Here is a 23496-nt window from a genome sequence, read left to right as displayed (position 1 = left end):
TTCAATCTACAACATTGTTGCTTTACTACTTTGCAACACTCTTTGAGTTCAGCGCATCTCTGCGTTGGCGTCTCTGAGGTCGGCTATTCTACAAGCTTTAAAACCCTTGTCAACCCTTATTTTTCGTTAGAAGACAATTACTTAGCTCTTCTAGCGGGCTTCCTGGTTTGGGCCAAGTTGCCGTTGCGGGTGACTTACTGCGGGGCGCACTTTACTCGCGTTTTCCTTGTAGATCAACACCCTAAATAAAAAAAAGGCCTCGCAATGCGAGGCCTCCCTTAAAGCACTACATCCAAGCCTTACAGGAAGACGATTTCGTCGTCCTTCACGCTGGCTGTCACGATCGTGCCCGGCAAGAACTGACCCGAAAGAATCAGCTGTGCCAGCGGGTTTTCGATCCAGCGCTGGATTGCACGTTTCAGAGGGCGTGCGCCATACACAGGGTCGTAACCTACCGCGATCAGCTTATCCAGAGCCTCCTGGTTCAACTCAAGGCTCAGGTCGCGCTCAGCCAGACGACCACGCAGACGACCCAACTGGATGTCAGCGATGCCAGCAATCTGATCACGGGCCAGAGGCTCGAAGATCACCACTTCGTCGATCCGGTTTACAAACTCCGGACGGAAGTGAGTGCTTACCGCATCCATTACCGCAGCACGTTGTGCTTCACGATCGCCTACCAGCTCCTGGATCTGTGCAGAACCCAGGTTGGAGGTCATCACGATCACCGTGTTGCGGAAATCTACCGTGCGACCATGACTGTCAGTCAACCGACCGTCTTCAAGCACTTGCAGCAACACGTTAAACACGTCCGGATGAGCCTTCTCGACTTCGTCCAGCAGGATCACCGAGTAAGGCTTGCGCCGTACTGCTTCGGTCAGGTAACCACCTTCCTCGTACCCTACATAGCCTGGTGGCGCACCAATCAGTCGAGCCACGGAGTGTTTCTCCATAAACTCCGACATGTCGATCCGCACCATCGCCTCTTCTGTATCAAAGAGGAACTCCGCCAGCGCCTTGCACAACTCGGTTTTACCCACACCGGTCGGGCCCAGGAACATGAACGAGCCGCTTGGGCGATTCGGGTCACTCAGGCCTGCACGCGAACGGCGTACGGCGTTTGACACCGCCACAACGGCTTCGTCCTGACCAATCACGCGCTCATGCAGCAAGCTTTCCATCTTCATCAGCTTGTCGCGCTCGCCTTCGAGCATCTTCGAGACCGGGATACCCGTCCACTTCGATACCACTTCAGCGATTTCCTCTTCAGTCACTTTGCTGCGCAACAACTGGTTTTCAGTTTTGCTGCTGTGCTCGTCGACCATCTGCAGACTGCGCTCCAGATCGGGAATGATCCCGTACTGCAACTCGGCCATGCGGTTGAGGTTACCGCTACGGCGTGCCACTTCAAGTTCCTGACGCGCTTGCTCGATCTTCTGCTGGATCTGGGCAGAACCCTGCACTTCGGCTTTTTCCGAAGTCCAGATTTCTTCCAGGTCAGAGTACTCGCGCTCGTGACGCTGGATTTCTTCCTGCAATTTCTCGAGGCGTTTTTTAGCCGCTTCGTCCTCTTCTTTCTTCAGCGCCTGGGCTTCAACTTTGAGTTGAATCAAGCGACGTTCCAGACGGTCCAGTACCTCAGGCTTGGAGTCGATCTCCATGCGGATACGGCTGGCAGCCTCGTCCATCAGGTCAATGGCCTTGTCAGGCAACTGACGATCAGTGATGTAGCGATGGCTGAGCTTGACCGCGGCAATAATTGCACCGTCGGTGATCGCCACCTTGTGGTGAACCTCATAACGCTCCTTGAGGCCACGCAGGATCGCGATGGTGTCTTCTTCGGTCGGCTCGTCTACCAATACTTTCTGGAAGCGACGTTCAAGCGCTGCGTCCTTCTCAATGTATTGGCGGTACTCGTTGAGCGTAGTGGCACCTACACAGTGCAACTCGCCACGGGCCAGCGCAGGCTTGAGCATATTGCCGGCGTCCATTGCGCCTTCACCTTTACCGGCACCGACCATCACATGCAGCTCGTCGATGAACAGGATGATCTGCCCTTCCTGCTTCGACAGTTCGTTCAACAGAGCTTTAAGACGCTCCTCGAACTCACCACGAAACTTGGCACCGGCAATCAACGCACCAATATCCAGCGACAGCAGGCGTTTGCCTTTGAGCCCGTCAGGCACTTCGCCGTTAATGATTCGCTGTGCCAGACCTTCGGCAATCGCGGTTTTACCCACGCCAGGCTCACCGATCAGCACCGGGTTGTTTTTGGTCCGGCGCTGCAGGACTTGAATAGTGCGACGAATTTCATCGTCACGACCAATCACCGGATCGAGCTTGCCCTCTTCAGCGCGCTTGGTCAGGTCGATGGTGTATTTGTCCAGCGCCTGCCGCGACTCTTCGACGTTGGGGTCATTGACCGCTTCGCCGCCACGCAAGTTGTTGATGGCGTTTTCCAGGGCTTTTTTGGTCACGCCCTGGCCCAGTAACAACTTGCCCAGTTTGCTGTTGTCGTCCATCGCGGCCAGCAACACCATTTCACTGGTGATGTACTGATCGCCTTTTTGTTGCGCCAGACGGTCTGCCTGGTTCAACAGACGCGCCAGATCCTGCGACATATTCACATCGCCAGTAGGATTCTGGATTTTTGGCAGTTGATCGAGCTCTTTAGTCAGCTCTTTACGCAGACTGTTTACATCAAAACCGACTTGCATCAGCAATGGCTTGATCGAACCACCCTGCTGATCCAGTAATGCCTGCATCAAGTGCGCTGGCTCAATGGCCGGATGATCAAGGCCAACGGCCAAAGACTGAGCATCGGACAACGCCAACTGCAACTTGCTGGTTAATCTATCTATACGCATTAGTCACCTTCCTTATGAGCAGGCCGGAGGGATGGAAACTCCTGAATGAAGAAACCTGCCAGATACCATAGTAGATGCGGGCGATTACGGGAGTTTCAAGCCATGCAGGAATGACGTAGATCAGCTAGACGGTCTTTTCGATCCAGACCAGTGAAGCGAAACGGCCAGTACGAGGACTGCGCCGATAGGAGAAAAAACGCGGATCAGTCACGGTGCAAAAACCGCCACCGTAAACAGCAGAGATGCCGACGCGGGCCAAACGCAAACGCGCCAACTCATAGATGTCAGCCATGTAGCGGCCATCATTGACGCTGGGCACAAAAGCCCCTGCCGCCTCAGGCATGTGCGCCATAAAAACTTCCCGAACCTCGGCACCTACCTCAAATGCCTTGGGGCCAATGGCAGGCCCCAGCCACACAAGAATTTCCTGTGGCTCAACATTGAGGCTATGCGCCGCGGCTTCAAGCACGCCAGCTGCCAACCCGCGCCAACCGGCATGGGCTGCAGCTACGCGAGTTCCGGCACGATCGCAAAACAGCGCAGGCAGGCAGTCGGCCGTCATCGCCGTACAGGCGATACCCGGGATTGCCGTCCAGCTCGCGTCGGCCTCGACAATCAGGTCGGGATTGGCAGGTACGACTACAACCCCGTGAACCTGGCTAAGCCAAGCGGGCTGTACGTCAAAAATATGGGTAAGGCGTTGGCGGTTATGTGCAACGTCGACAGGGTCGTCGCCCACATGATCGCCCAGATTGAAGCTGTCGAACGGCGCCAGGCTGACGCCGCCCGCACGAGTGGTCACACAGGCCCTGATGCCTGCCGGCGCAGGCCAGTCAGGTATCAGGAAGGTGTTCACCCGACGAATGCCTCACGGTCTTGCTTGAGCAACGTCAACAACCAGACAAAGTCGTCCGGCAGTGGCGATTCCCAGCTCATGCGCTTACCGGTCGTCGGATGATCCAGCTCCAGGAAACGAGCATGGAGCGCCTGACGCGGGAAGGTTTTCAGCGATTCAACCATCGTCACACTGGCAGACGGTGGAATCCGGAAGCGACCGCCGTAGGCAGGGTCTCCGACCAACGGAAAGTTGATATGAGACATATGCACACGAATCTGGTGCGTACGACCGGTTTCCAGCTTGACCCGCACATGGGTGTGGGAACGGAAACGCTCAAGCACGCGGTAATGACTCACCGCCTGCTTGCCGCCTTCCATTACCGCCATGCGCTGGCGCTGCTGGCCGTGACGACCGATGGGCGCGTCGATCTTGCCCCCGGCGGTAACGACACCAATAACAATGCACTCATAGATCCGGCTGACACTGCGGCTCTGCAACTGTGTAACCAGTTGCGTCTGCGCCTGAATGGTCTTGGCGACCACCATCAGGCCCGTGGTGTCTTTGTCCAGGCGATGCACGATCCCCGCACGCGGAACATTGATAATGTCCGGCACGTGATGCAGCAAGGCATTGAGCAAAGTACCACTGGCATGCCCTGCAGCCGGGTGCACCACCAGGCCCGCAGGCTTGTTGATGACCAGGATGTCATCGTCTTCGTAGACGATATCCAGGGGAATGTCTTCAGCGATCCACTCACCCTGTGCTTCCTGCTCTGCAGTCAGCTCCAGGATGCAACCGCCGTGCACGATGTCACGGGGGCGTATGACGGCTCCGTCCACAGTAAGGCGGCCGTCTTTGATCCAGGCGGAAAGGCGCGAGCGCGAGTGCTCAGCGAATAATTGTGCGGCGACTTGATCGAGGCGTTGGCCACCCAGTTCGGACGGCACCTCTTCGCGAAGTTGAATTTTCTCGGACATGCTCATCAGGACCGCGCCAAGCCTTTGGTTTCGGCTGCGCGCTTGTGGTTAAATACGGCGTCTTTTGCCCCGAGGCTTTTCACGGGGCGCTCATCATAACAGGACGGACCCGCCCAAGACAGCGGCCGTCATAGGGACGCAAGCCGCCATGCAAGTGAGACACCTGCTGCTGATCGCCATCCTCGCACTGACTGCCGCTTGCTCGTCGACTAAAGAAGTAGTTGACGAAAACCTTAGCGAAGTCGAGCTGTACCAGCAGGCACAGGCCGACCTGGACAACCACAGCTATACCAGTGCTACCGCCAAACTCAAGGCCTTGGAGTCACGCTACCCGTTCGGGCGCTATGCCGATCAGGCACAGCTTGAACTGATTTATGCCTACTACAAAAACTCTGAGCCCGAAGCTGCCAAGTCTGCAGCTGAACGGTTTATCCGCCTGCATCCACAGCATCCCAACGTTGATTATGCCTATTACCTTAAAGGCCTGACTTCGTTTGACCAGGACGTTGGCCTGCTCGCGCGCTTCCTTCCGCTGGACATGACCAAGCGCGATCCTGGCGCTGCACGTGACTCTTACAATGAGTTCGCCCAACTCACCAGCCGCTTCCCCGACAGCCGTTACGCACCAGACGCCAAGCAGCGCATGATTTACCTGCGCAACCTTCTGGCAGCGTATGAAATCCACGTAGCCGACTACTACCTGACTCGTCAGGCTTATGTAGCCTCAGCCAACCGTGGTCGCTACGTGGTCGAGAACTTCCAGGAAACCCCTTCGGTGGGTGACGGCCTGGCGGTGATGGTCGAGTCCTACCAGCGCATGCACCTTGATCAACTGGCCAACACCAGCCTTGAAGTGCTCAAGGACAACTACCCTGACCACCCAAGCCTGGTTGACGGCCAGTTTGTGCCGCAGACTTCCGAGTCGGACAGCCGCTCGTGGCTGAGCAAGGCCACACTGGGCCTGATCGAGTCCAGCACACCACTGCCACCGGGTGAAACCCGCGCCAACCTGGATATCCAGAAGCAATATCAGGATGCCAAGGATGCTATTCCGGCTGAACTGAAGCCAAAAGATGCTGACGGCGATGTAATACCGGAGCCTGAAGCGGAAGGTAAAAGCCGCTCATGGTTCAGCTACATGACGCTTGGCCTGTTCGACTGATTGTTCGGTGCCAAAAAAAAGAGCCCTCCGGGGCTCTTTTTTTATGTTTGATTTGGCGCTGTGCGCCTGCCAAGTCCTTGGCTAAACTGGTGCATCTTTTCTCGAATAGCGAATAACCATGTTTCGTTTACTGATCTGGGCTGCCTTGATCGCTGCAGGTGTGTGGCTCTGGCGCAAATACAAAGCCAATCTGGCCGAGACTAAAAAGCCGGTAGATCCAGGTGTCCTGCCGATGGTGCGCTGTGCCCACTGTGGTGTGCATCTGCCGCGTGATCGCGCACTGAGCCAGCAGCAGGAGTGGTATTGCACCCAGAACCATCTGGAGCAAGGGCCCAAAAAAAGCGGCTAACTTTGCAAAAAGCCACACTCCACAGGCGCCAGCCACTATTTGTATTAGGCTCTTCTGGGAGCGGGCTTGCCGCGGTTCAAGCGCCGCGGCGCATCAGATGTTTAGATCCGCCCCTCTGGCGCATAGGGCGCCGGATCGATGATCGGCTCACGCCCCAGCAGCAGATCTGCAAACAACTGACAGGACGCCGGAGCCAAAACCAAGCCATTGCGATAATGCCCGCAGTTAAGCCACAACCCGTCAAAGCCCGATACACGCCCAATATACGGAATACCTTCAGGCGATCCCGGGCGTAATCCCGCCCAATGCCCCACTACCTCTGCATCAGCCAGTGCAGGAATAAGCTCAACCGCCGAGGCTTTTAGGCTATCAAGGGCCGTCTGAGTCGGGGTTTTATCAAAGCCTTCATGCTCCAGCGTACTGCCGATCAATATATGACCGTCGCGACGCGGAATGGCATAACGCCCTTTAGCCAACACCATGCACGACAAAAAGTCGGGTGCACACTTGTATAAGATCATCTGACCCTTGACCGGTTCTACGGGCAATTCAAGCCCCAACTTACTCAACAGTTCACCGCTCCATGCGCCCGCCGACAACACCACCTCATCGCCACGAATCTCACCCTGAGCCGTGTTCACCCCCGCTATTTTGTCGCCTTCACGGACAAACCCCAGCACTTCGCATTGCTCGTGAATCGTGACATTGGGCATTGCCTTCAATGCAGCCTTGAGCGACTTCACCAGCCGTGGATTGCGCACATTAGCCACATCAGCCATGTAAATGGCACGAGAAAAACCGCCACCCAACACCGGCACAGCATCGTCAACCGCTGAAATATCCACTGCCGCAAGAGGGCGCCCCTCGCACCTGGCCCACTCCAGCGCCTGTGCTTCGTCCTCAAGATCCAGCCAATACAAACCGGTGGTATGTACTTGCGGATCGACTCCCGTGCAAGCAAATAAACGTTCGGCCAATTGCGGATAAAAATCTTGTGACCAGTGGGCCAGCGCCGTAACCGCACGGTTGTAGCGCCACGGATAAAGCGGAGAAACAATGCCTCCGCCCGCCCATGAAGATTCCTGCCCTACACCGCCACGCTCCAGCAGAACGACCTGCTCTACATCGGCAGCCAGATTAAACGCATTCAGCAGGCCGATAACCCCACCCCCGACAATCACTACCCGTTGCTGCCTAGCCATCTATTGATCCAGCCCGTCATTCAAAATTAATCGTTAACGTCCCAAGCACTGCCGCAGAGTCACGTCAGGGGCTGCCTGGGTAATCCCTGCAAGACCGGTGTTGGCCAGCGTGAAGCTGCCACATTGGTCGCCTGCCATTGCCGAGCCCTCTTTAGGCGTCGCCGTTAGCAAGAAAGCGTGATCTGCGAGATCGAACGTAATGTCGTAGTGCTGATTCCCTGAACTGAATTCATGCCCGCCGCTGTAAACCGCATTTTTTGTATAAAAACGCTCAAGACGCTGGGCTTGCTCCGACAGCAGGACGAGGATTTGAGAGCGATACCCTCGCTTCACATAGTCGCCATACAACGGATACACGAATGCACCAAGGATACCGATGATCACCACGACGATCATCAGTTCGATCAGGGTAAAACCTGCTCCATGCCTACACATTGCGTACCCCTATTGCAGTTGTCGCCACATGACCCTTCGAAAACGCAGGGGCGCCATCCTTTCTGCACTTTCACTCGCCTCCTGATAAAGCGCATAAATGCTTTCCAGGACCGTGCGCGACTGCCCATGCAAACCAATGCCTGTCACGCGGTAAAAACGGGTGGTTGTCGATACTGGCAAGTGGGCTGGCGTAATGCTTGGCCCAAGACTCTGAACGCCATACAGCCCACCCACAACGCTGACCCATCGCACCCCTGATATGAGGTCTGTCACGGGCCGCGCTTGGGTACGTGCCTCGACGGGCGGGTTACAATTCGCAGGCGAAGAGCAGGCCAAAACTGTGCCCCACTCATTTTGAAGCCAGGACTCACCACTGCGTAGCGCCGCCTCCGCAGCCTGAAATGACTGATTGGCGTGCTGGATGCCTGCGGCCAGTTTTTCTTGCCGTGTTGCGCTGACCATTGAGCTGAGGCCTGACAGGCTGAGCAGCAACATGAATACCAGGCTGGCCAATAGCGCCATGCCACGTTGAGCGTTCAAGGAAGTAGACATACAGGCCCTAAACCAGTCGATTACGCAAAGCGACAACCAGGTGATAGACCTGATCCCTGACGCGCCCCTCAGGGTCTCGCAGAGTCAGTCCTATGCGCACGCTGCGGATACTGGAAGCATTGGCCGGACGGTCTTCATAACGCACAATTGACTGCGTACTCGACGAGCCGGCTACGCCAAAACTCACATCAAACGCGGCCACATTATCGAGCAACACGGCGTTGCCGGGCCCGCTCCTCAACTGGCCGTTCTCAAAACGGTAAAACAACTCACGCAGACGGAAACTTGTTTCGCCCGGAGCCAACGGTAATTGCATCCCGGGATAGGCCCTGGCGGTGGTTGTACAGTCAGAGACTACCGTCCAGTCCGGCTTGGCCGCCTGAAACCCAAGGTCTGCACTGATCATGTGCAGGGACTTCGACCCCGAGCCCCCTTGCCAGGAAACAGGCGTCTGGAACACCGGGGGCGCATCAATAATGCGATCAATCGACAGGCAGCCAAACATGCCAACCATACGAATCTCCTGAGCCATTTTACTCAGCACGTACCGTGCGTCCTCTTGCAGAAGAGCCGATGAGCGCTGACTCAAGTAAGTCTCGCGAGAGCTTAAAAAAACCTGTGTGAGCCCCAGCACCACCATCAGCCCCAACGCGAGAGCCACCATCAGTTCAATCAGGCCAAAGCCTGAACTTGGACGACTCATGAGGCTTTTGCCGCCGTATCGGCAACCAGATTGCTGCTCAGGGAAAATACGCCCAAGGCACCTGGCTTTCCGGCGGCTCGAACGTCATCCCATTGCAGCGTGATACTCACCTGCCCACCGTTGAGCGCAATGGCGGCGCTGGCAGAATCCCCGGCAAATTGGTGAATGCTGCGCTTGAACTCATTCAGGTCCTGGTTGATAACGTCTGTAGCGGCGGACCTGATCTGGCCCAGCCCCGAGATCCTGTAGTCACCGGTTGAGTTGGCGCGCATCCGATCCAGCATGCTGTAACCAATAAAGCTGGCCTGAGTACTCATTAACGCACTGGCGGTGTACTTCAAGGCATTGAGCTGCACCGCGCCAGCCCCAAAAAGAGTGATGACCAAAATCAACAGCGCGATGAGCACTTCGATCAGAGTCATCCCGGCTTGCCGGCTTTTACAGATTCGAACCATCTGCGTCGTCCATCCCTGAGATGTCGGCGACACGTCCTGTGTCGCCCTGCAAAAAGCCTAGCGTCGCTCACAGCTCTCACCGGTAGGACATTGCCAAGCAAGGCAACCCGATTATTCGCCTGATCTCGTGAGCCCTACTCCCGTAAAAACCCACAAACATGATGAAACCTTTACCGGGCTGCTGCAGCGTTCGGATCGGCTATACCGAGAAAACACATCAGTGACGTCAAAGGAGGACATCGTGTATCAACGTGGCATGAGCCTGATTCAGTTACTGCTGGCTCTGATCATCGTGGCTATCACAGTCCGATTTGCCAGCCCGGCCTATAGCGAGCTAACTGAGCATCATCGACGCTTGGTCACTGCGCAGGAATTGGCCAGCAGCCTGCGCAACGCTCGCACTGAGGCACTGCTACGTCATCAATACGTGGTGGTTTATGCGCGGGATGAGGACTGGAGCACAGGCTGGAAGACCATTCTGGACTTGAGTGGAGAAGGACATCTCGACAAGAACAACCCGATCTTGATCGAGACTCAGAACAGTGAACGCATACCGATTGCGGGTAATACGCCCGTTAAACACTATGTGCGATTCAATCCCCTGGGCGAGCCACTGCTAAGCCGAGGCGCCTTTCAGGCGGGAACGCTGCATATTTGTCAGGCAAAGACTGCGCAGAGCCACCATCAAGTGGTGCTGGCAAAAAGCGGTCGCATTAGCCTGCGCAGCGATCAGGCTGCACAGGCGTTATGTGCGCCAGCTTAGGTTATGGCGCGTACACGCAGTTCTTTGGGCATGGAGAACGTGACGTTCTCTTCGCGGCCCGCCAGCTCGTCGGCACCAGTTGCACCCCAGGCATGCAGCTGTTGAATCACGCCACGGACCAGCACTTCAGGGGCTGAAGCGCCCGCAGTGATACCAATGCTCTGCACGCCATCGAACCAGCTTTTTTGCAGGTCTTCGGCGCCATCGATCAGATAGGCCGGGGTTTGCATACGCTCCGCCAGTTCGCGCAGGCGGTTGGAGTTGGAGCTGTTAGGACTGCCCACCACCAACACTACATCGCACTCATCGGCCAGTTGCTTGACCGCGTCCTGACGGTTTTGCGTTGCGTAGCAGATGTCGTCCTTGCGAGGCCCGCCTATAGCCGGGAAGCGCGCGCGCAGGGCGTCGATCACACGACTGGTGTCGTCCATCGACAAGGTGGTCTGGGTCACAAACGCCAGCTTTTCCGGGTTCCTGACCTGCAGATTGGCGACGTCTTTTTCGTCTTCGACCAGATAGATCGCGCCGCCATTAATGGCATCGTACTGACCCATTGTGCCTTCGACTTCCGGGTGACCGGCATGGCCGATCAGGATGCATTCACGACCGTCACGGCTATAGCGCGCGACCTCGATATGCACCTTGGTGACCAGCGGGCAAGTTGCATCGAATACTTTCAGACCACGGCCCGCAGCCTCTGCACGCACGGCCTGGGAAACCCCGTGGGCACTGAAGATCACAATGACGTTGTCCGGCACCTGGTCCAGCTCTTCGACGAAAATCGCGCCACGGGAGCGCAGGTCTTCGACGACAAATTTGTTGTGCACCACTTCGTGGCGAACATAGATAGGCGGACCGAATACTTCAAGAGCGCGATTGACGATTTCAATCGCACGGTCCACCCCAGCGCAGAAGCCACGGGGGTTGGCGAGTTTGATATGCATGCTGGGCCTCGTGGGACGCGCAAAAAAATAATGCCTGTCAGGCCCGGCCGCAGCCGGGCACAGATTTACAGCGCTTTAACGTCTTTGATTTCAACATCGAAGGTCAGGGTCTTGCCTGCCAGCGGGTGATTGAAATCGATGGTTACTTGCTCGTCATCAAAGGCTTTGACCACACCCGGAAGCTCGGTGTTGGCCGCGTCGTTGAAAATCACCAGCAAGCCTTCCGACAACTCCATGTCCTTGAACTGCGAACGCGGGATAACCTGCACATTTTGCGGGTTAGGCTGGCCGAAAGCGTTTTCCGGAAGGATTTCCAGCGTGCGCTTGTCACCAGCCTTGAAACCGAACAACGCCGCTTCAAAACCTGGGAGCAGGCTGCCATCACCGACCTTGAAAGTGGCCGGGGACTTGTCGAAGGTGCTGTCGACGGTGTCGCCCGTTTCCAGGCGCAACGCGAAGTGCAGAGTGACCTGCGTGTTCTGACCAATACGTTGTTCAGTCATGAGCGGGTTCTCCGGACTTTTTACTTTTGAACATATCCAGTGCCAGCATCACAGCACCTACGCAAATTGCACTGTCGGCGAAGTTGAACGCAGGGAAGTACCAGCGATTTTGCCAATGCACCAGAATGAAATCGACCACATGACCATAGGCAATACGGTCATACAGATTACCCAACGCGCCACCCAAAATCAGGGCAAGGGCGATGGCCAACCAGGTGTCATTGCGCCCCAGACGCTTGAGCCAGACGACCAACACGGCACTGACCACCACTGCAATCAGCGCAAACAGCCATCGCTGCCAGCCGGCGCTGTCAGCCAGAAAGCTGAAGGCCGCGCCGGTGTTGTAAGCCAGGGTCCAACTGAAGAGATCAGGGATCACCACAATCTGCTGGTACATCTGCAGCGAGTTGTCGAAGTAGACCTTGCTGGTCAGGTCAATGACCAAAACCAGCACGGTCAACCAGAGCCAGCCCAGGCGCCCGAAGCGCCCGGCAGTACTGGTATTAGGCATAGTGACGTACCTCACCGGTGCCGCTGATGTTGTCGACACAACGACCGCAGATTTCCGGGTGTTCCGGATTCACGCCGACGTCTTCACGGCAGTGCCAGCAACGAGCGCACTTGGCGTGGGCCGACTTGACCACTTTGAGCTTGAGACCGGCGACTTCGGTTACCACGGCATCCACAGGTGCAAGCGAGAACGGTGCAACGCTGGCAGTGGAGGTGATCAGCACGAAGCGCAGTTCGTTGCTCAGCTTGGACAGGTCAGCTGCCAGCTCATCTTCGGCGAACAAGGTGACTTCAGCCTGCAAGTTGCCGCCAATAGCCTTGGCTGCGCGCAGGTTTTCCATTTCCTTGTTGACCGCAACCTTGACCGCCATGATCCGTTCCCAGTAGGCGCGATCCATCTCGGTGCCTTCAGGCATTTCAGTCAGGCCTTCGTACCAGGTGTTGAGCATCACCGATTCGTTGCGCTCGCCCGGCAGGTATTGCCACAGCTCATCAGCGGTGAACGACAGGATCGGCGCGATCCAGCGCACAAGCGCCTCGGAGATATGGAACAGTGCGGTCTGGCAGGAACGACGGGCCTTGCTGTCGGCACCCGTGGTGTATTGACGATCCTTGATGATATCAAGGTAGAAACCGCCCAGCTCCTGAACACAGAAGTTGTGCACTTTGGAGTACACGTTCCAGAAGCGGTATTCGCCGTAATGCAGTTCAAGCTCGCGCTGCAGCAACAGAGCACGATCAACGGCCCAACGGTCCAGTGCCAGCATTTCTTCGGCGGGCAGGATGTCGGTGGCCGGGTTGAAGCCCGTCAGGTTCGACAGCAGGAAGCGGGCGGTGTTACGGATACGACGGTAGGCGTCCGCACTGCGTTGCAAGATTTGGTCGGATACCGCGATTTCGCCCGAGTAGTCCGTCGAGGCAACCCACAGACGCATGATGTCGGCGCCCAGGGTGTCGTTGACCTTTTGCGGTGCAATCACGTTGCCCAGGGACTTGGACATCTTGCGACCCGCTTCGTCCACGGTGAAGCCGTGGGTCAGCAGCTCGCGGTACGGGGCGTGGTTGTCGATGGCGCAACCGGTCAGCAACGAGGAATGGAACCAGCCACGGTGCTGGTCGGAACCTTCCAGGTACAAATCTGCACGCGGGCCGGTTTCGTGACCCATAGGGTGCGAACCGCGCAGAACGTGCCAATGCGTAGTGCCCGAGTCGAACCACACGTCCAGCGTGTCGGTGATTTTGTCGTACAGCGGCGCTTCGTCGCCCAGCAACTCGGCAGCGTCCATCTTGAACCAGGCTTCGATGCCTTCAACTTCAACGCGCTTGGCCACTTCTTCCATCATTTCGACGGTACGTGGGTGCAGCTCACCGCTTTCCTTGTTCAGGAAGAACGGGATCGGCACGCCCCAGTTGCGCTGACGCGAGATGCACCAGTCAGGACGGTTGGCGATCATCGAGTGCAGGCGAGCCTGACCCCATGCCGGAACGAACTGAGTGTCTTCGATGGCCTTGATCGCACGGGTACGCAAGGTGTCGCCGGTGGTCGGCTGCTTGTCCATACCGATAAACCACTGCGCAGTTGCGCGGTAGATCAGCGGAGTCTTGTGGCGCCAGCAGTGCATGTAGCTGTGGCTGATGGTCTCTGTGAACATCAACGCACCGGCTTCGATCAGCTTGTCGATGATGTTCTGGTTGGCCTTCCAGATGAACTGGCCACCGAAGAACTCCAGCGATGGCACATACACGCCGTTGCTTTGCACCGGGTTGATGATGTCATCGTTGACCATGCCATAGGCTTTGCAGGTCACGAAGTCGTCCACGCCGTATGCCGGGGCGGAGTGAACCACGCCGGTGCCAGCACCCAGCTCAACGTACTCGGCCAGGTAAACTGGCGACAGACGGTCGTAGAACGGGTGACGGAAATTGATCAGTTCCAGGGCTGCACCGGTGGTGGTCGCGATGACCGAACCTTGCAGGTTGTAACGAACCAGGCATGACTCGACCAGCTCTTCAGCCAGCACCAGCAGCTTGTCACCCACATCGACCAGCGCGTAGGTGAATTCCGGGTGCACGTTGAGCGCCTGGTTGGCCGGGATGGTCCACGGGGTGGTGGTCCAGATCACGATCGATGACGGCTTGCTCAGGGCTGACAGGCCAAAGGCCTCGGCCAGCTTGGCTTCGTCGGCAACCGGGAACGCAACATCGATGGCCGCCGATTTTTTGTCCTGGTACTCGACTTCCGCTTCAGCCAGGGCCGAACCGCAATCGAAACACCAGTTCACAGGCTTGAGGCCTTTAAACACGAAACCGCCCTTGACGATTTCGGCCAAAGCACGGATTTCACCGGCTTCGTTTTTGAAGTCCATGGTTTTGTAAGGGTTGGCGAAGTCACCCAGAACACCCAAACGGATGAACTCGGCCTTCTGACCCTCGATCTGCTCGGTGGCGTAGGCACGGCACAGCTCGCGGGTTTTATCCGCAGGCAGGTTTTTACCGTGAGTCACTTCAACCTTGTGCTCAATCGGCAAACCGTGGCAGTCCCAGCCCGGCACGTACGGCGCGTCAAAACCCGACAGGGTCTTGGAGCGGATGATCATGTCTTTCAGAATCTTGTTCAGCGCATGACCGATGTGGATCGTGCCGTTGGCGTATGGAGGACCGTCATGAAGTACGAACTTCGGACGATCCTTGCCAATCTCGCGCAACTTCCCGTACAGGCCAATGCTGTCCCAGCGCTGCAAAATTTGCGGTTCGCGCTGTGGCAGGCCGGCCTTCATTGGGAAGGCGGTGTCCGGGAGGTTTAGCGTGGCTTTGTAGTCGGTCATTTCAGGCTCTTTTTAAGCGGTTGACCCAGCCAATAGGCTCGGGCGGCGGCGACGTCCGCATTGATCGCCGTCTTGAGCGCCTCCAGGGAGGCGAAACGCTGCTCATCACGCAGCTTGTGGTGGAATGCCACGGTCAATCGCCGGCCATACACATCACCGACGAAATCCAATAAATGTACTTCAAGATGGGCGCTGCCATCTCCTGCTACGGTTGGCCTGACGCCAATATTGGCGACGCCGGGCCAGGTTTTACCATCGATTTCAATGCTGACCAGATACACCCCGGTCAATGGAACACGACGACGCTTGAGCTGGATATTGGCGGTTGGAGTGCCCAACTGCCGCGCCAGTTTCTGCCCGTGCAATACCCTGCCAGTAATTTGGAAAGGGCGCCCCAACAAACGTTCTGCGAGGGAGAAATCTGCATCAGCCAAGGCATCACGCACCTTGGTGCTGCTGATTCTTACACCTTCAAGTTCGACAGTTTGCGCCGCCTCGACGGTAAAGCCCTGCATCTGGCCTGCCTGCTGCAAAAAGTCGAAGTCGCCCACGCGGTCGCAGCCAAAACGGAAGTCGTCACCGACCTCCAGATGCTGCACACCCAGGCCATCAACCAGAATGGTATCGACGAACTCGGCCGCACTGAGCTTGCACAGGCGTTGGTTGAACGCCAGGCACAGCACCCGATCAACCCCGGCGTCGGCCAACAGTTGCAGCTTGTCGCGCAACCGGGCCAGACGGGCCGGAGCCGTATCCGGGTTGAAGAACTCGCGCGGCTGCGGCTCAAAAATCACCACGCAGCTGGGCACGCCCAACTCCAGCGCACGTTCACGCAGCCGGCCCAGGATAGCCTGGTGACCACGGTGTACACCGTCAAAGTTGCCAATAGTGGCGACGCAGCCCCGATGCTGGGGCCGCAGATTGTGAAGGCCTAGAACCAGCTGCATAACGCGCTTCTTGCTCATAAAGTGGTCGATTATAACCACACCCGGCCCGGTACGACAGGCAACAGCACAAGGCAAATCAGGTCAATTCGACAAAATAGACGTCTGACCTGCAATTACCCTACATAAGAGACTTGCGTGCGAAATCCTTCAAACGCAGGCCCAGCAGCAGCAGCGTGCCGAAATAAGCCAGCACACCCGTAATGACCAGACCGCCCAGACGGATAAACCGCTCCAGCATATTGCCGTGATCCCAGGCAGGCATCAGCTGCATCAAACCCAGCAGTACCGCAGACATCACGAGCACTGCCAACACCAGCTTGAACAGGTACTTAGTCCAGCCCGGCTGCGCGACAAACAGCTTTTGCCGACGCATCTGCCAGAACAGCAAACCGGCATTGATACAGGCACCCACGCTAATGGCCAACGCCAAACCGGCGTGCTGCAACGGCCCAATAAATACCAGGTTGAGCAACTGAGTCACCACCAGGGTAAAAATCGCGATTTTCACCGGCGTACGAATGTTTTGTTGCGCATAAAAGCCCGGCGCCAGGACCTTGATCATGATAATCCCGAGCAACCCAAGCGAATACGCGATCAATGCACGCTGGGTCATGGCCGCATCAAAGGCGGTGAACTGACCGTACTGGAACAGCGAAACGGTGAGCGGCTCGGACAAAATGGCCAACGCCAACGAGCACGGCAGCACCAATACAAAGCACAGTCTCAAGCCCCAATCGAGTATCCGCGAATATTCCTGACGATCTTTGTTGGCGTAGGTTTTGGACAGGGTCGGCAACAGGATCGTCCCGAGCGCCACGCCCAGCACACCTGATGGCAATTCCATCAAGCGGTCTGCGTAGTACATCCAGGACACGGAGCCTGCGACAAGAAATGAAGCAAAGATCGTATTGATGATCAGCGAAATCTGACTGACCGAGACACCGATAATGGCTGGCACCATGTGCTTCATCACCCGCCAGACCCCGCTGTCACGCAGATTGAGGCGCGGCAGCACCAGCATGCCGATTTTCTTCAGATGAGGCAGCTGGAACAGCAACTGGGCCAGACCGCCGACCAGCACCGCCCAACCCAGCGCCATGATCGGTGGATCGAAATACGGCGTCAGGAACAGCGCAAAAATGATCATGCTGACATTGAGTAGGGTCGGCACAAAGGCCGGCACTGCAAAACGGTTCCAGGTATTGAGGATTGCCCCCGCCAGCGATGACAGCGAGATCAGCAATATATAAGGGAACGTGACCCGGAGCATGTCACTGGTCAGCTCGAATTTTTCCGGGGTCGTGGCAAAGCCCGGGGCGGTCGCCCAGATGACCCATGGAGCTGCCACCATGCCCAGTACGGTCACAATGGCCAGTGCCAGGGTTAAAAGCCCGGCGACATACGCGACAAATGTACGGGCCGCCTCATCGCCCTGCTGGCTTTTGTATTCCGCCAGAATCGGCACAAACGCCTGGGAAAAAGCACCCTCGGCGAAAATCCTGCGCAGCAGATTTGGCAGTTTGAAAGCAATAAAGAACGCATCCGTGGCCATGCCAGCACCAAAGGCGCGCGCAATAATGGTGTCGCGAATGAAGCCCAGAACCCTGGAAATCATGGTGATTGAGCTGACGGCAGCCAACGACTTGAGCAGGTTCATTGAAAGAGTTTTTGCCTATAGAGAAAGAGCAGGCGAACAAAGCGCCCACTTATGCGATACTGCGCGCCGCAACAGCACAGAGCCAAGCTCGCGAGTTTACAGGTCAAGCGCCGGAAATAAATATCCCGTCTGCCTCGATCCACCACTCAGCGGATCGCATCAAACGCCCTTGACAAGAGTTCTCGTCATCGGCATGATTCGCGGCCTATTTTGTTTGTTATTTCCCAAAAGTCTTTCGAGGAGCTCGACGGTGGCCAACACACCTTCCGCCAAAAAACGTGCAAAACAGGCTGAGAAGCGTCGCAGCCACAACGCCAGCCTGCGTTCCATGGTTCGTACCTACATCAAGAATGTAGTTAAGGCCATCGACGCAAAAGACGCTGCTAAAGCGCAAGCTGCTTATGTTCTGGCTGTTCCTGTTATCGACCGTATGGCCGATAAAGGTATCATCCACAAGAACAAAGCTGCTCGCCATAAGAGCCGCCTGAATGGCCACGTCAAGGCTTTGAACCTTGCGACTGCCGCTTAAGCGATAAGCTTTTTAAAAAACCGACCTCAGGGTCGGTTTTTTATTGCCTGTGATTTGCCCCCTTCTGAACACAACGCTCACCCTGTAGCCGCTGACGAGCATAGCGAGACTGCGTCCGAGCGCGAAGCGGTGGCATTCCGACAACCTGCGCACCCCCCCCAATGAGCGCACCCTACGGCCTTGCGACGCTCGTCAGCGACTACAAAAACGTCAAAGCACCAACACAGTAAAAAATCGGCAAAAAAAAGCTGCGATGACCGCAGCTCTTTTATTGGGAACGTTACTCGTGTGCCCACGGCAAAATCGGGATCGCCGTGACTGCGTTCTGCGGGCTGCCTTCGATCAGACGATCGCTATACACCAGATACACCAGCGTATTGCGCTTCTTGTCGAGGAAACGCACAACCTGCATGGTCTTGAACACCAAGGACGTGCGCTCCTTGAACACCTCCTCACCATCCTTGAGCTCACCCTTGAAGCTGATCGGCCCGGTCTGACGGCATGCAATCGATGCTTCGGCGCGATCCTCAGCCAACCCCAGCCCACCTTTCATCCCGCCCGTCTTGGCGCGAGACAAGTAACAGGTCACACCCTCAACCTTCGGATCATCGAACGCCTCAACCACAATTCGATCATTCGGCCCGACAAATTTGAACACGGTCGATACCGTGCCGATTTCTTCGGCCGACGCCAGCAACGGCACCGCCAGCATCAACCCCAATAAACCGCCAATCAAGCGCATGTCACACCTCACATTCAAACCAGGATCAGGTTATCGCGGTGAACCAACTCCGGCTCAGCCATATACCCCAACAGACCGACAATCGCATCCGACGACTGCCCAATAATTTTTTGCGCCTCTGCGGCACTGTAGTTAGCCAGACCGCGGGCAATCTCTCGTCCGTCCGGAGCCACACAGACCACCATCTCACCACGACGGAAACCACCCTGAACCGCCTTGACCCCTACCGGCAGCAAGCTTTTATTGCCCTTGGACAAGGCCGCAACCGCACCTTCATCCAGCACCAGCGTGCCGCGGGTTTGCAGATGCCCGGCCAGCCACTGCTTGCGCGCCGCCAGCAGACCGCGCTCAGGAGACAGCAACGTACCCAGACGCTCACCAGCCTTCAGACGATCCAGCACCCGCTCCAGCCGCCCGCCCACGATGATGGTATGCGCACCCGAACGCGCTGCCAGACGCGCTGCCCGCAATTTTGTCTGCATACCACCACGCCCCAGCGCACCCCCCGTGCCACCTGCTACCGCGTCCAGCGCAGGATCGTCGGCACGTGCCTCGTAGATCATTTTCGCATCAGGGTTATTGCGCGGATCAGCATCAAACATGCCGTCGCGGTCAGTCAGAATCACCAGCAGATCCGCCTCGACCAGATTGGCCACCAGCGCCGCCAGCGTATCGTTGTCACCGAAGCGGATCTCGTCCGTAACCACCGTGTCATTTTCATTAATAACCGGGATCACGCCCAACTCCACCAGCGCACGCAAGGTGCTGCGGGCGTTGAGATAACGCTTGCGATCAGACAGATCATCATGGGTTAGCAAGATTTGTGCGGTATGCCGGGAGTGCTCGGCAAAGCTCGACTCCCAGGCCTGCACCAGGCCCATCTGGCCAATGGCCGCAGCCGCTTGCAGTTCGTGCATGGCACTCGGTCGCACCGTCCAGCCCAAGCGACTCATCCCGGCCGCAACCGCACCCGAAGACACCAGCACCAGCTCAACGCCAGCCTCGTGCAACGCCACCATCTGCTCGACCCAGACTCCCATCGCTGCGCGATCCAGGCCTTTGCCATCCGCTGTCAGCAACGCACTGCCGATCTTAACAACCCAGCGCTGCGCACCCGTCACCTTGCTCCGCATCATCATCCAACCTATGCCTGAGAGCAGCGCGACCGAGCGCTACCCATGGAATTATTTTTGATTACCAATTCGTAGATGCTAAAACGCCGCTCATTGAGCGGCGCTGTAGTTTACTGCAACGAATCAGTCGCGGACGTAAATGATTTCAGGACCATCATCGTCTTCAACATCCTCTTCATCCCAGTCATCGTCGCCGATGTCGTGGACGCTCTTCACGCCGCTGCGGCGCAAGGCACGCTTGTCATCCAGCGCTTGCAACTGCGCACGCGCCTCATCTTCGATGCGCTGATCAAGCTCAGCCAACTCTTCCTTGTAGGCAGGGTCATTGGCCAGACGGTCAGCACGATCTTCCAGATAACGCATGATGTCGTGGCACAGCTTGTCGGTACCGATCTTGGCAATGGCCGAAATCACGTATACCGGACCCGTCCACTCCAGACGATCGACAACTTCTTTAACGCGCGCATCATGCTCGTCCTGCGGCAACGAATCGCACTTGTTCAAGACCAACCAACGATCACGCTCAGCCAGCGACGGGCTGAACTTGGTCAGCTCATTGACAATGACTTCTGCGGTATCGGCAGCGCTTTCACTGCCCTCAACCGGCGCCATGTCGACGAGGTGCAACAACAGTCGGGTACGCGCCAAATGCTTGAGGAAGCGAATCCCCAGGCCTGCACCATCGGAAGCACCTTCGATCAAGCCAGGAATATCGGCAATCACAAAGCTCTTCCAGCGATCCACACTGACTACGCCCAGGTTAGGCACCAGCGTGGTAAACGGATAATCCGCCACTTTTGGCTTGGCCGCAGACACCGAACGGATAAAGGTACTTTTACCGGCATTCGGCAAGCCCAAAAGACCCACGTCAGCCAGTACTTTCAATTCCAGTTTCAGGTCACGCTGCTCACCCGGCTTACCCGGAGTGGTCTGGCGTGGCGCCCGATTGGTACTGGATTTGAAACGGGTGTTGCCCAGGCCGTGCCAACCGCCATGCACAACCAGCAAACGCTGGCCGGCCTTGGTCAGGTCGCCAATGATTTCCTGAGTGCCCGCGTCGATCACCGTGGTGCCGACCGGAACGCGCAGCTCCAGATCTTCACCCTTGCGACCCGTGCAATCAGCGCTGCCGCCGTTCGAGCCGCGCTGGGCATCGAAGTGACGGGTGTAGCGGTAATCAACCAGGGTGTTGAGGTTTTCGTCGGCGATCATGTAGATCGAGCCGCCATCACCGCCATCACCACCGTTTGGACCACCGTTCTCGATGAATTTCTCACGACGGAAGCTCATGCAACCGTTACCGCCGTCGCCTGCTTTTACTTTGATCGATACTTCATCAACAAACTTCATAACAAAACACGCCTCTCGTCATCAGGACGAGCCGATAAAAACCAAGACATAAGACTCTTGCAAAAATGAGCGCAGCGACCTCAATCAACGACCGTAAAAACCAGCGCCAGCAGCCCATACAAACAGTTTTGCAAGAGACTCACCCCACAAACGAAAAAGCCCCGTCGCAAGACAGGGCTCTTCCAGCTACCAAGCTATTACGCCGCGACGACTGCAGTCTTCGGAACGATGCTTACATAGCGACGACCGAAGGCGCCTTTAACCTGGAACTTGATCACGCCTTCCACTTTCGCGAACAGGGTGTGATCTTTGCCCATACCAACGCCGTAGCCAGCGTGGAATTGGGTGCCGCGCTGACGCACGATGATGTTGCCCGGAATGATAGCCTGGCCGCCATACATCTTCACGCCAAGGCGTTTGGCTTCTGAGTCGCGACCGTTACGGGTACTACCACCAGCTTTTTTGTGTGCCATGAGTCAATTCTCCTAGTGAGGAATTAGGCTGAAATTAAGCCTGAATACCGGTGATTTTGATCTCGGTGTACCACTGGCGGTGGCCCATACGCTTCATGTGGTGCTTACGACGACGGAACTTGATGATGCGGATTTTATCGTGACGACCTTGGGAGATCACTTCAGCAACAACAGTGGCGCCAGGAACAACTGGAGCGCCGATGTTTACGTCGTCGCCATTGGCGACCAACAGAACGCGATCAAAAGTTACGGATTCGCCGGTAGCGATTTCCAGTTTTTCGATCTTCAGGTATTCACCTGGAGCTACTTTGTATTGCTTGCCACCAGTAACGATTACTGCGTACGACATGGTATTTCTCCGATAATCCTGCTCACCCAGCGCTTTATAGGTAAAGGTATTGGCTGGCATGGCTGCATGGGGCTGGAACGGCCCAAGTGCAATTGCGTAAGGCAGGTGCTGCCCAGGAAGTTCAGGGTGCGCGATTGTACGCAAGCCATGCCGGGGTTGCAAGGGGCCGTCTATCGCGCCTTGACAGGCCCAGCCCCCCGACCTAGCATGCCGCGCAACCCTTCTGGAGCACCTGTCGCTGATGCAACCCCAAGCTTTCTACCGCGCGGTGGCGGACGATTTTAGCGCCGTCGATGGCATCATCAAGAAGCAGCTGACTTCACGCGTACCGCTGGTCTCAAAAATCGGTGACTACATTACTTCAGCCGGCGGCAAACGCCTTCGTCCTTTATTAGTGCTGCTGTGTGGCAAGGCCCTTGGCCGCGAAGGCGACGACATGCGTCTGCTGGCCGCGACCATCGAGTTCCTGCACACCGCAACCCTGCTGCACGACGACGTGGTCGACATGTCTGGCATGCGCCGTGGCCGCAAAACAGCCAACGCAACGTGGGGCAACGCACCCAGCGTATTGGTCGGGGACTTCCTCTACTCGCGCTCGTTCGAAATGATGGTTGAGCTGGGCTCGATGCCAGTGATGAAAATCCTGTCGCAAGCCACCCGCATCATTGCCGAAGGCGAAGTGTTGCAGTTGTCCAAAGTACGCGACGCCAGCACGACCGAAGAAACCTATATGGAAGTCATTCGCGGCAAAACCGCGATGCTCTTCGAGGCGTCGACCCACAGTGCTGCAGCACTGGCCGGTGCAACGCCAGAACAAAGCGAAGCGCTGCGTACCTTTGGCGATCACCTGGGCGTGGCTTTCCAGCTCGTTGACGACCTGCTCGACTACCGCGGCGACGCCGAAACCCTGGGCAAAAACGTCGGTGACGATCTGGCCGAAGGCAAGCCGACCCTGCCGCTGATCTACACCATGCGCGAAGGTACGCCCGAGCAAGCTGCCCTGGTGCGCAAAGCCATCCAGAAAGGCGGCATTGAGGACCTGGAGAGCATTCGTGCTGCCGTTGAGGCCTCCGGCTCGCTGGACTACACCGCTCAACTGGCTCGTGACTATGTGGCCCGTGCAATTGTTTGCCTTCAAGCCCTGCCGCCAAGCGAATACCGCGACGCACTGGTTGAGCTGAGCGAATTTGCGGTAGCACGCACGCACTAACTGCCTGTGGGAGCGGGCTTG

Annotated in this window: 24 protein-coding genes; 5 read left to right on the top strand and 19 right to left on the bottom strand. The window is 56.9% G+C overall.

Annotation, left to right across the window (positions count from 1 at the left end; translation table 11 throughout):
* Window positions 1-299: 299 nt before the first annotated feature.
* The 3 genes from clpB to rluD form a co-directional block, all read right to left on the bottom strand.
* Window positions 300-2867 carry an ATP-dependent chaperone ClpB gene (gene clpB / locus RGV06_RS18060; RefSeq protein WP_322150755.1) on the bottom strand — a complete coding sequence of 856 codons (2568 nt, stop codon included), beginning with the start codon at window positions 2865-2867 and terminating at the stop codon, window positions 300-302.
* 124 nt (window positions 2868-2991) lie between these two features.
* Window positions 2992-3723: a peptidoglycan editing factor PgeF gene (pgeF, locus tag RGV06_RS18055; protein WP_322150753.1), complete on the bottom strand. Its 732-nt coding sequence runs from the start codon at window positions 3721-3723 to the stop codon at window positions 2992-2994.
* Window positions 3720-4682: a 23S rRNA pseudouridine(1911/1915/1917) synthase RluD gene (gene rluD / locus RGV06_RS18050; RefSeq protein WP_019823983.1), complete on the bottom strand. Its 963-nt coding sequence runs from the start codon at window positions 4680-4682 to the stop codon at window positions 3720-3722. The genes pgeF and rluD overlap by 4 nt, the downstream gene beginning before the upstream one ends.
* Window positions 4683-4830: 148 nt before the next feature.
* On the opposite strand from rluD, the gene RGV06_RS18045 reads away from it, so the two are divergent.
* Both RGV06_RS18045 and RGV06_RS18040 read left to right on the top strand, forming a co-directional pair.
* Complete coding sequence (locus RGV06_RS18045; RefSeq protein ID WP_019823985.1) at window positions 4831-5844, top strand: outer membrane protein assembly factor BamD; 1014 nt, start codon at window positions 4831-4833, stop codon at window positions 5842-5844.
* Between the two features lie 118 nt (window positions 5845-5962).
* On the top strand, window positions 5963-6193 hold the full coding sequence (locus tag RGV06_RS18040) for a PP0621 family protein (protein WP_019823987.1): 231 nt from the start codon (window positions 5963-5965) through the stop codon (window positions 6191-6193).
* Between the two features lie 101 nt (window positions 6194-6294).
* Here RGV06_RS18040 and thiO read toward each other — a convergent pair whose 3' ends face one another.
* Genes thiO through pilV form a run of 5 tightly spaced genes read right to left on the bottom strand, consistent with a single transcriptional unit; the run spans window position 6295 to window position 9540 of the window.
* Window positions 6295-7395: a glycine oxidase ThiO gene (thiO, locus tag RGV06_RS18035; RefSeq protein ID WP_322150751.1), complete on the bottom strand. Its 1101-nt coding sequence runs from the start codon at window positions 7393-7395 to the stop codon at window positions 6295-6297.
* 33 nt (window positions 7396-7428) lie between these two features.
* Window positions 7429-7830 carry a type IV pilin protein gene (locus RGV06_RS18030; protein WP_019823991.1) on the bottom strand — a complete coding sequence of 134 codons (402 nt, stop codon included), beginning with the start codon at window positions 7828-7830 and terminating at the stop codon, window positions 7429-7431.
* Between the two features lie 9 nt (window positions 7831-7839).
* Window positions 7840-8352: a pilus assembly PilX family protein gene (locus RGV06_RS18025; protein ID WP_322151913.1), complete on the bottom strand. Its 513-nt coding sequence runs from the start codon at window positions 8350-8352 to the stop codon at window positions 7840-7842.
* 37 nt (window positions 8353-8389) lie between these two features.
* The gene (locus tag RGV06_RS18020; RefSeq protein ID WP_019823995.1) at window positions 8390-9085 is read right to left on the bottom strand and encodes a PilW family protein; all 696 of its coding nucleotides are present in this window, start codon (window positions 9083-9085) and stop codon (window positions 8390-8392) included.
* The gene (gene pilV, locus RGV06_RS18015) at window positions 9082-9540 is read right to left on the bottom strand and encodes a type IV pilus modification protein PilV (RefSeq protein WP_322150749.1); all 459 of its coding nucleotides are present in this window, start codon (window positions 9538-9540) and stop codon (window positions 9082-9084) included. The genes RGV06_RS18020 and pilV overlap by 4 nt, the downstream gene beginning before the upstream one ends.
* Before the next feature lie 256 nt (window positions 9541-9796).
* Between pilV and RGV06_RS18010 the strand changes: the two genes are divergently transcribed.
* A complete protein-coding gene (locus tag RGV06_RS18010) occupies window positions 9797-10303 on the top strand; it encodes a GspH/FimT family protein (protein WP_322151912.1) in 507 nt (168 codons plus the stop codon).
* On the opposite strand, the gene ispH is transcribed toward RGV06_RS18010, so the two are convergent.
* From ispH to murJ, 6 genes are all read right to left on the bottom strand, one after another.
* Window positions 10300-11247: a 4-hydroxy-3-methylbut-2-enyl diphosphate reductase gene (ispH, locus tag RGV06_RS18005; protein WP_019824001.1), complete on the bottom strand. Its 948-nt coding sequence runs from the start codon at window positions 11245-11247 to the stop codon at window positions 10300-10302. The genes RGV06_RS18010 and ispH overlap by 4 nt on opposite strands.
* A 65-nt stretch (window positions 11248-11312) precedes the next feature.
* Complete coding sequence (gene fkpB, locus RGV06_RS18000) at window positions 11313-11750, bottom strand: FKBP-type peptidyl-prolyl cis-trans isomerase (RefSeq protein WP_046808591.1); 438 nt, start codon at window positions 11748-11750, stop codon at window positions 11313-11315.
* Window positions 11743-12261, bottom strand: a complete 519-nt coding sequence (gene lspA, locus RGV06_RS17995; RefSeq protein ID WP_019824005.1) for a signal peptidase II — start codon at window positions 12259-12261, stop codon at window positions 11743-11745. Before lspA ends, fkpB begins: the two co-directional genes overlap by 8 nt.
* Window positions 12254-15085: an isoleucine--tRNA ligase gene (gene ileS, locus RGV06_RS17990; RefSeq protein WP_322150745.1), complete on the bottom strand. Its 2832-nt coding sequence runs from the start codon at window positions 15083-15085 to the stop codon at window positions 12254-12256. The genes lspA and ileS overlap by 8 nt, the downstream gene beginning before the upstream one ends.
* Window positions 15082-16032, bottom strand: a complete 951-nt coding sequence (ribF, locus tag RGV06_RS17985; RefSeq protein ID WP_019824009.1) for a bifunctional riboflavin kinase/FAD synthetase — start codon at window positions 16030-16032, stop codon at window positions 15082-15084. The genes ileS and ribF overlap by 4 nt, the downstream gene beginning before the upstream one ends.
* Window positions 16033-16150: 118 nt before the next feature.
* Window positions 16151-17689 carry a murein biosynthesis integral membrane protein MurJ gene (gene murJ / locus RGV06_RS17980; protein WP_322150743.1) on the bottom strand — a complete coding sequence of 513 codons (1539 nt, stop codon included), beginning with the start codon at window positions 17687-17689 and terminating at the stop codon, window positions 16151-16153.
* A 250-nt stretch (window positions 17690-17939) separates the two neighbouring features.
* Here murJ and rpsT point away from each other — a divergent pair, with 250 nt between their 5' ends.
* Window positions 17940-18218 (top strand): 30S ribosomal protein S20, encoded by a 279-nt coding sequence (gene rpsT / locus RGV06_RS17975; RefSeq protein ID WP_003443902.1) that lies wholly within the window; start codon window positions 17940-17942, stop codon window positions 18216-18218.
* Between the two features lie 280 nt (window positions 18219-18498).
* Here the strand turns inward: rpsT and RGV06_RS17970 are convergent, their stop codons facing one another.
* The 5 genes from RGV06_RS17970 to rplU all read right to left on the bottom strand — a co-directional run bounded on the left by RGV06_RS17970 (window position 18499) and on the right by rplU (window position 22265).
* A complete protein-coding gene (locus RGV06_RS17970) occupies window positions 18499-18960 on the bottom strand; it encodes a CreA family protein (protein ID WP_019824015.1) in 462 nt (153 codons plus the stop codon).
* 14 nt (window positions 18961-18974) lie between these two features.
* On the bottom strand, window positions 18975-20093 hold the full coding sequence (gene proB, locus RGV06_RS17965) for a glutamate 5-kinase (RefSeq protein ID WP_019824017.1): 1119 nt from the start codon (window positions 20091-20093) through the stop codon (window positions 18975-18977).
* Window positions 20094-20216: 123 nt separating this feature from the next.
* Complete coding sequence (gene cgtA / locus RGV06_RS17960) at window positions 20217-21443, bottom strand: Obg family GTPase CgtA (protein ID WP_019824019.1); 1227 nt, start codon at window positions 21441-21443, stop codon at window positions 20217-20219.
* Window positions 21444-21640: 197 nt separating this feature from the next.
* Window positions 21641-21916 (bottom strand): 50S ribosomal protein L27, encoded by a 276-nt coding sequence (gene rpmA, locus RGV06_RS17955; protein ID WP_003443913.1) that lies wholly within the window; start codon window positions 21914-21916, stop codon window positions 21641-21643.
* Between the two features lie 34 nt (window positions 21917-21950).
* On the bottom strand, window positions 21951-22265 hold the full coding sequence (rplU, locus tag RGV06_RS17950; RefSeq protein WP_003443915.1) for a 50S ribosomal protein L21: 315 nt from the start codon (window positions 22263-22265) through the stop codon (window positions 21951-21953).
* 241 nt (window positions 22266-22506) lie between these two features.
* Between rplU and RGV06_RS17945 the strand changes: the two genes are divergently transcribed.
* Window positions 22507-23475 (top strand): polyprenyl synthetase family protein, encoded by a 969-nt coding sequence (locus tag RGV06_RS17945; protein ID WP_019824021.1) that lies wholly within the window; start codon window positions 22507-22509, stop codon window positions 23473-23475.
* Window positions 23476-23496: the final 21 nt, after the last annotated feature.

It is taken from the genome of Pseudomonas sp. CCI3.1, from assembly GCF_034313985.1.
GTDB classification, from domain to species: domain Bacteria; phylum Pseudomonadota; class Gammaproteobacteria; order Pseudomonadales; family Pseudomonadaceae; genus Aquipseudomonas; species Aquipseudomonas psychrophila.
The sequence above is the reverse complement of the archived record's forward strand: the minus strand, read 5'-3'. Positions and strand labels throughout refer to the sequence as shown.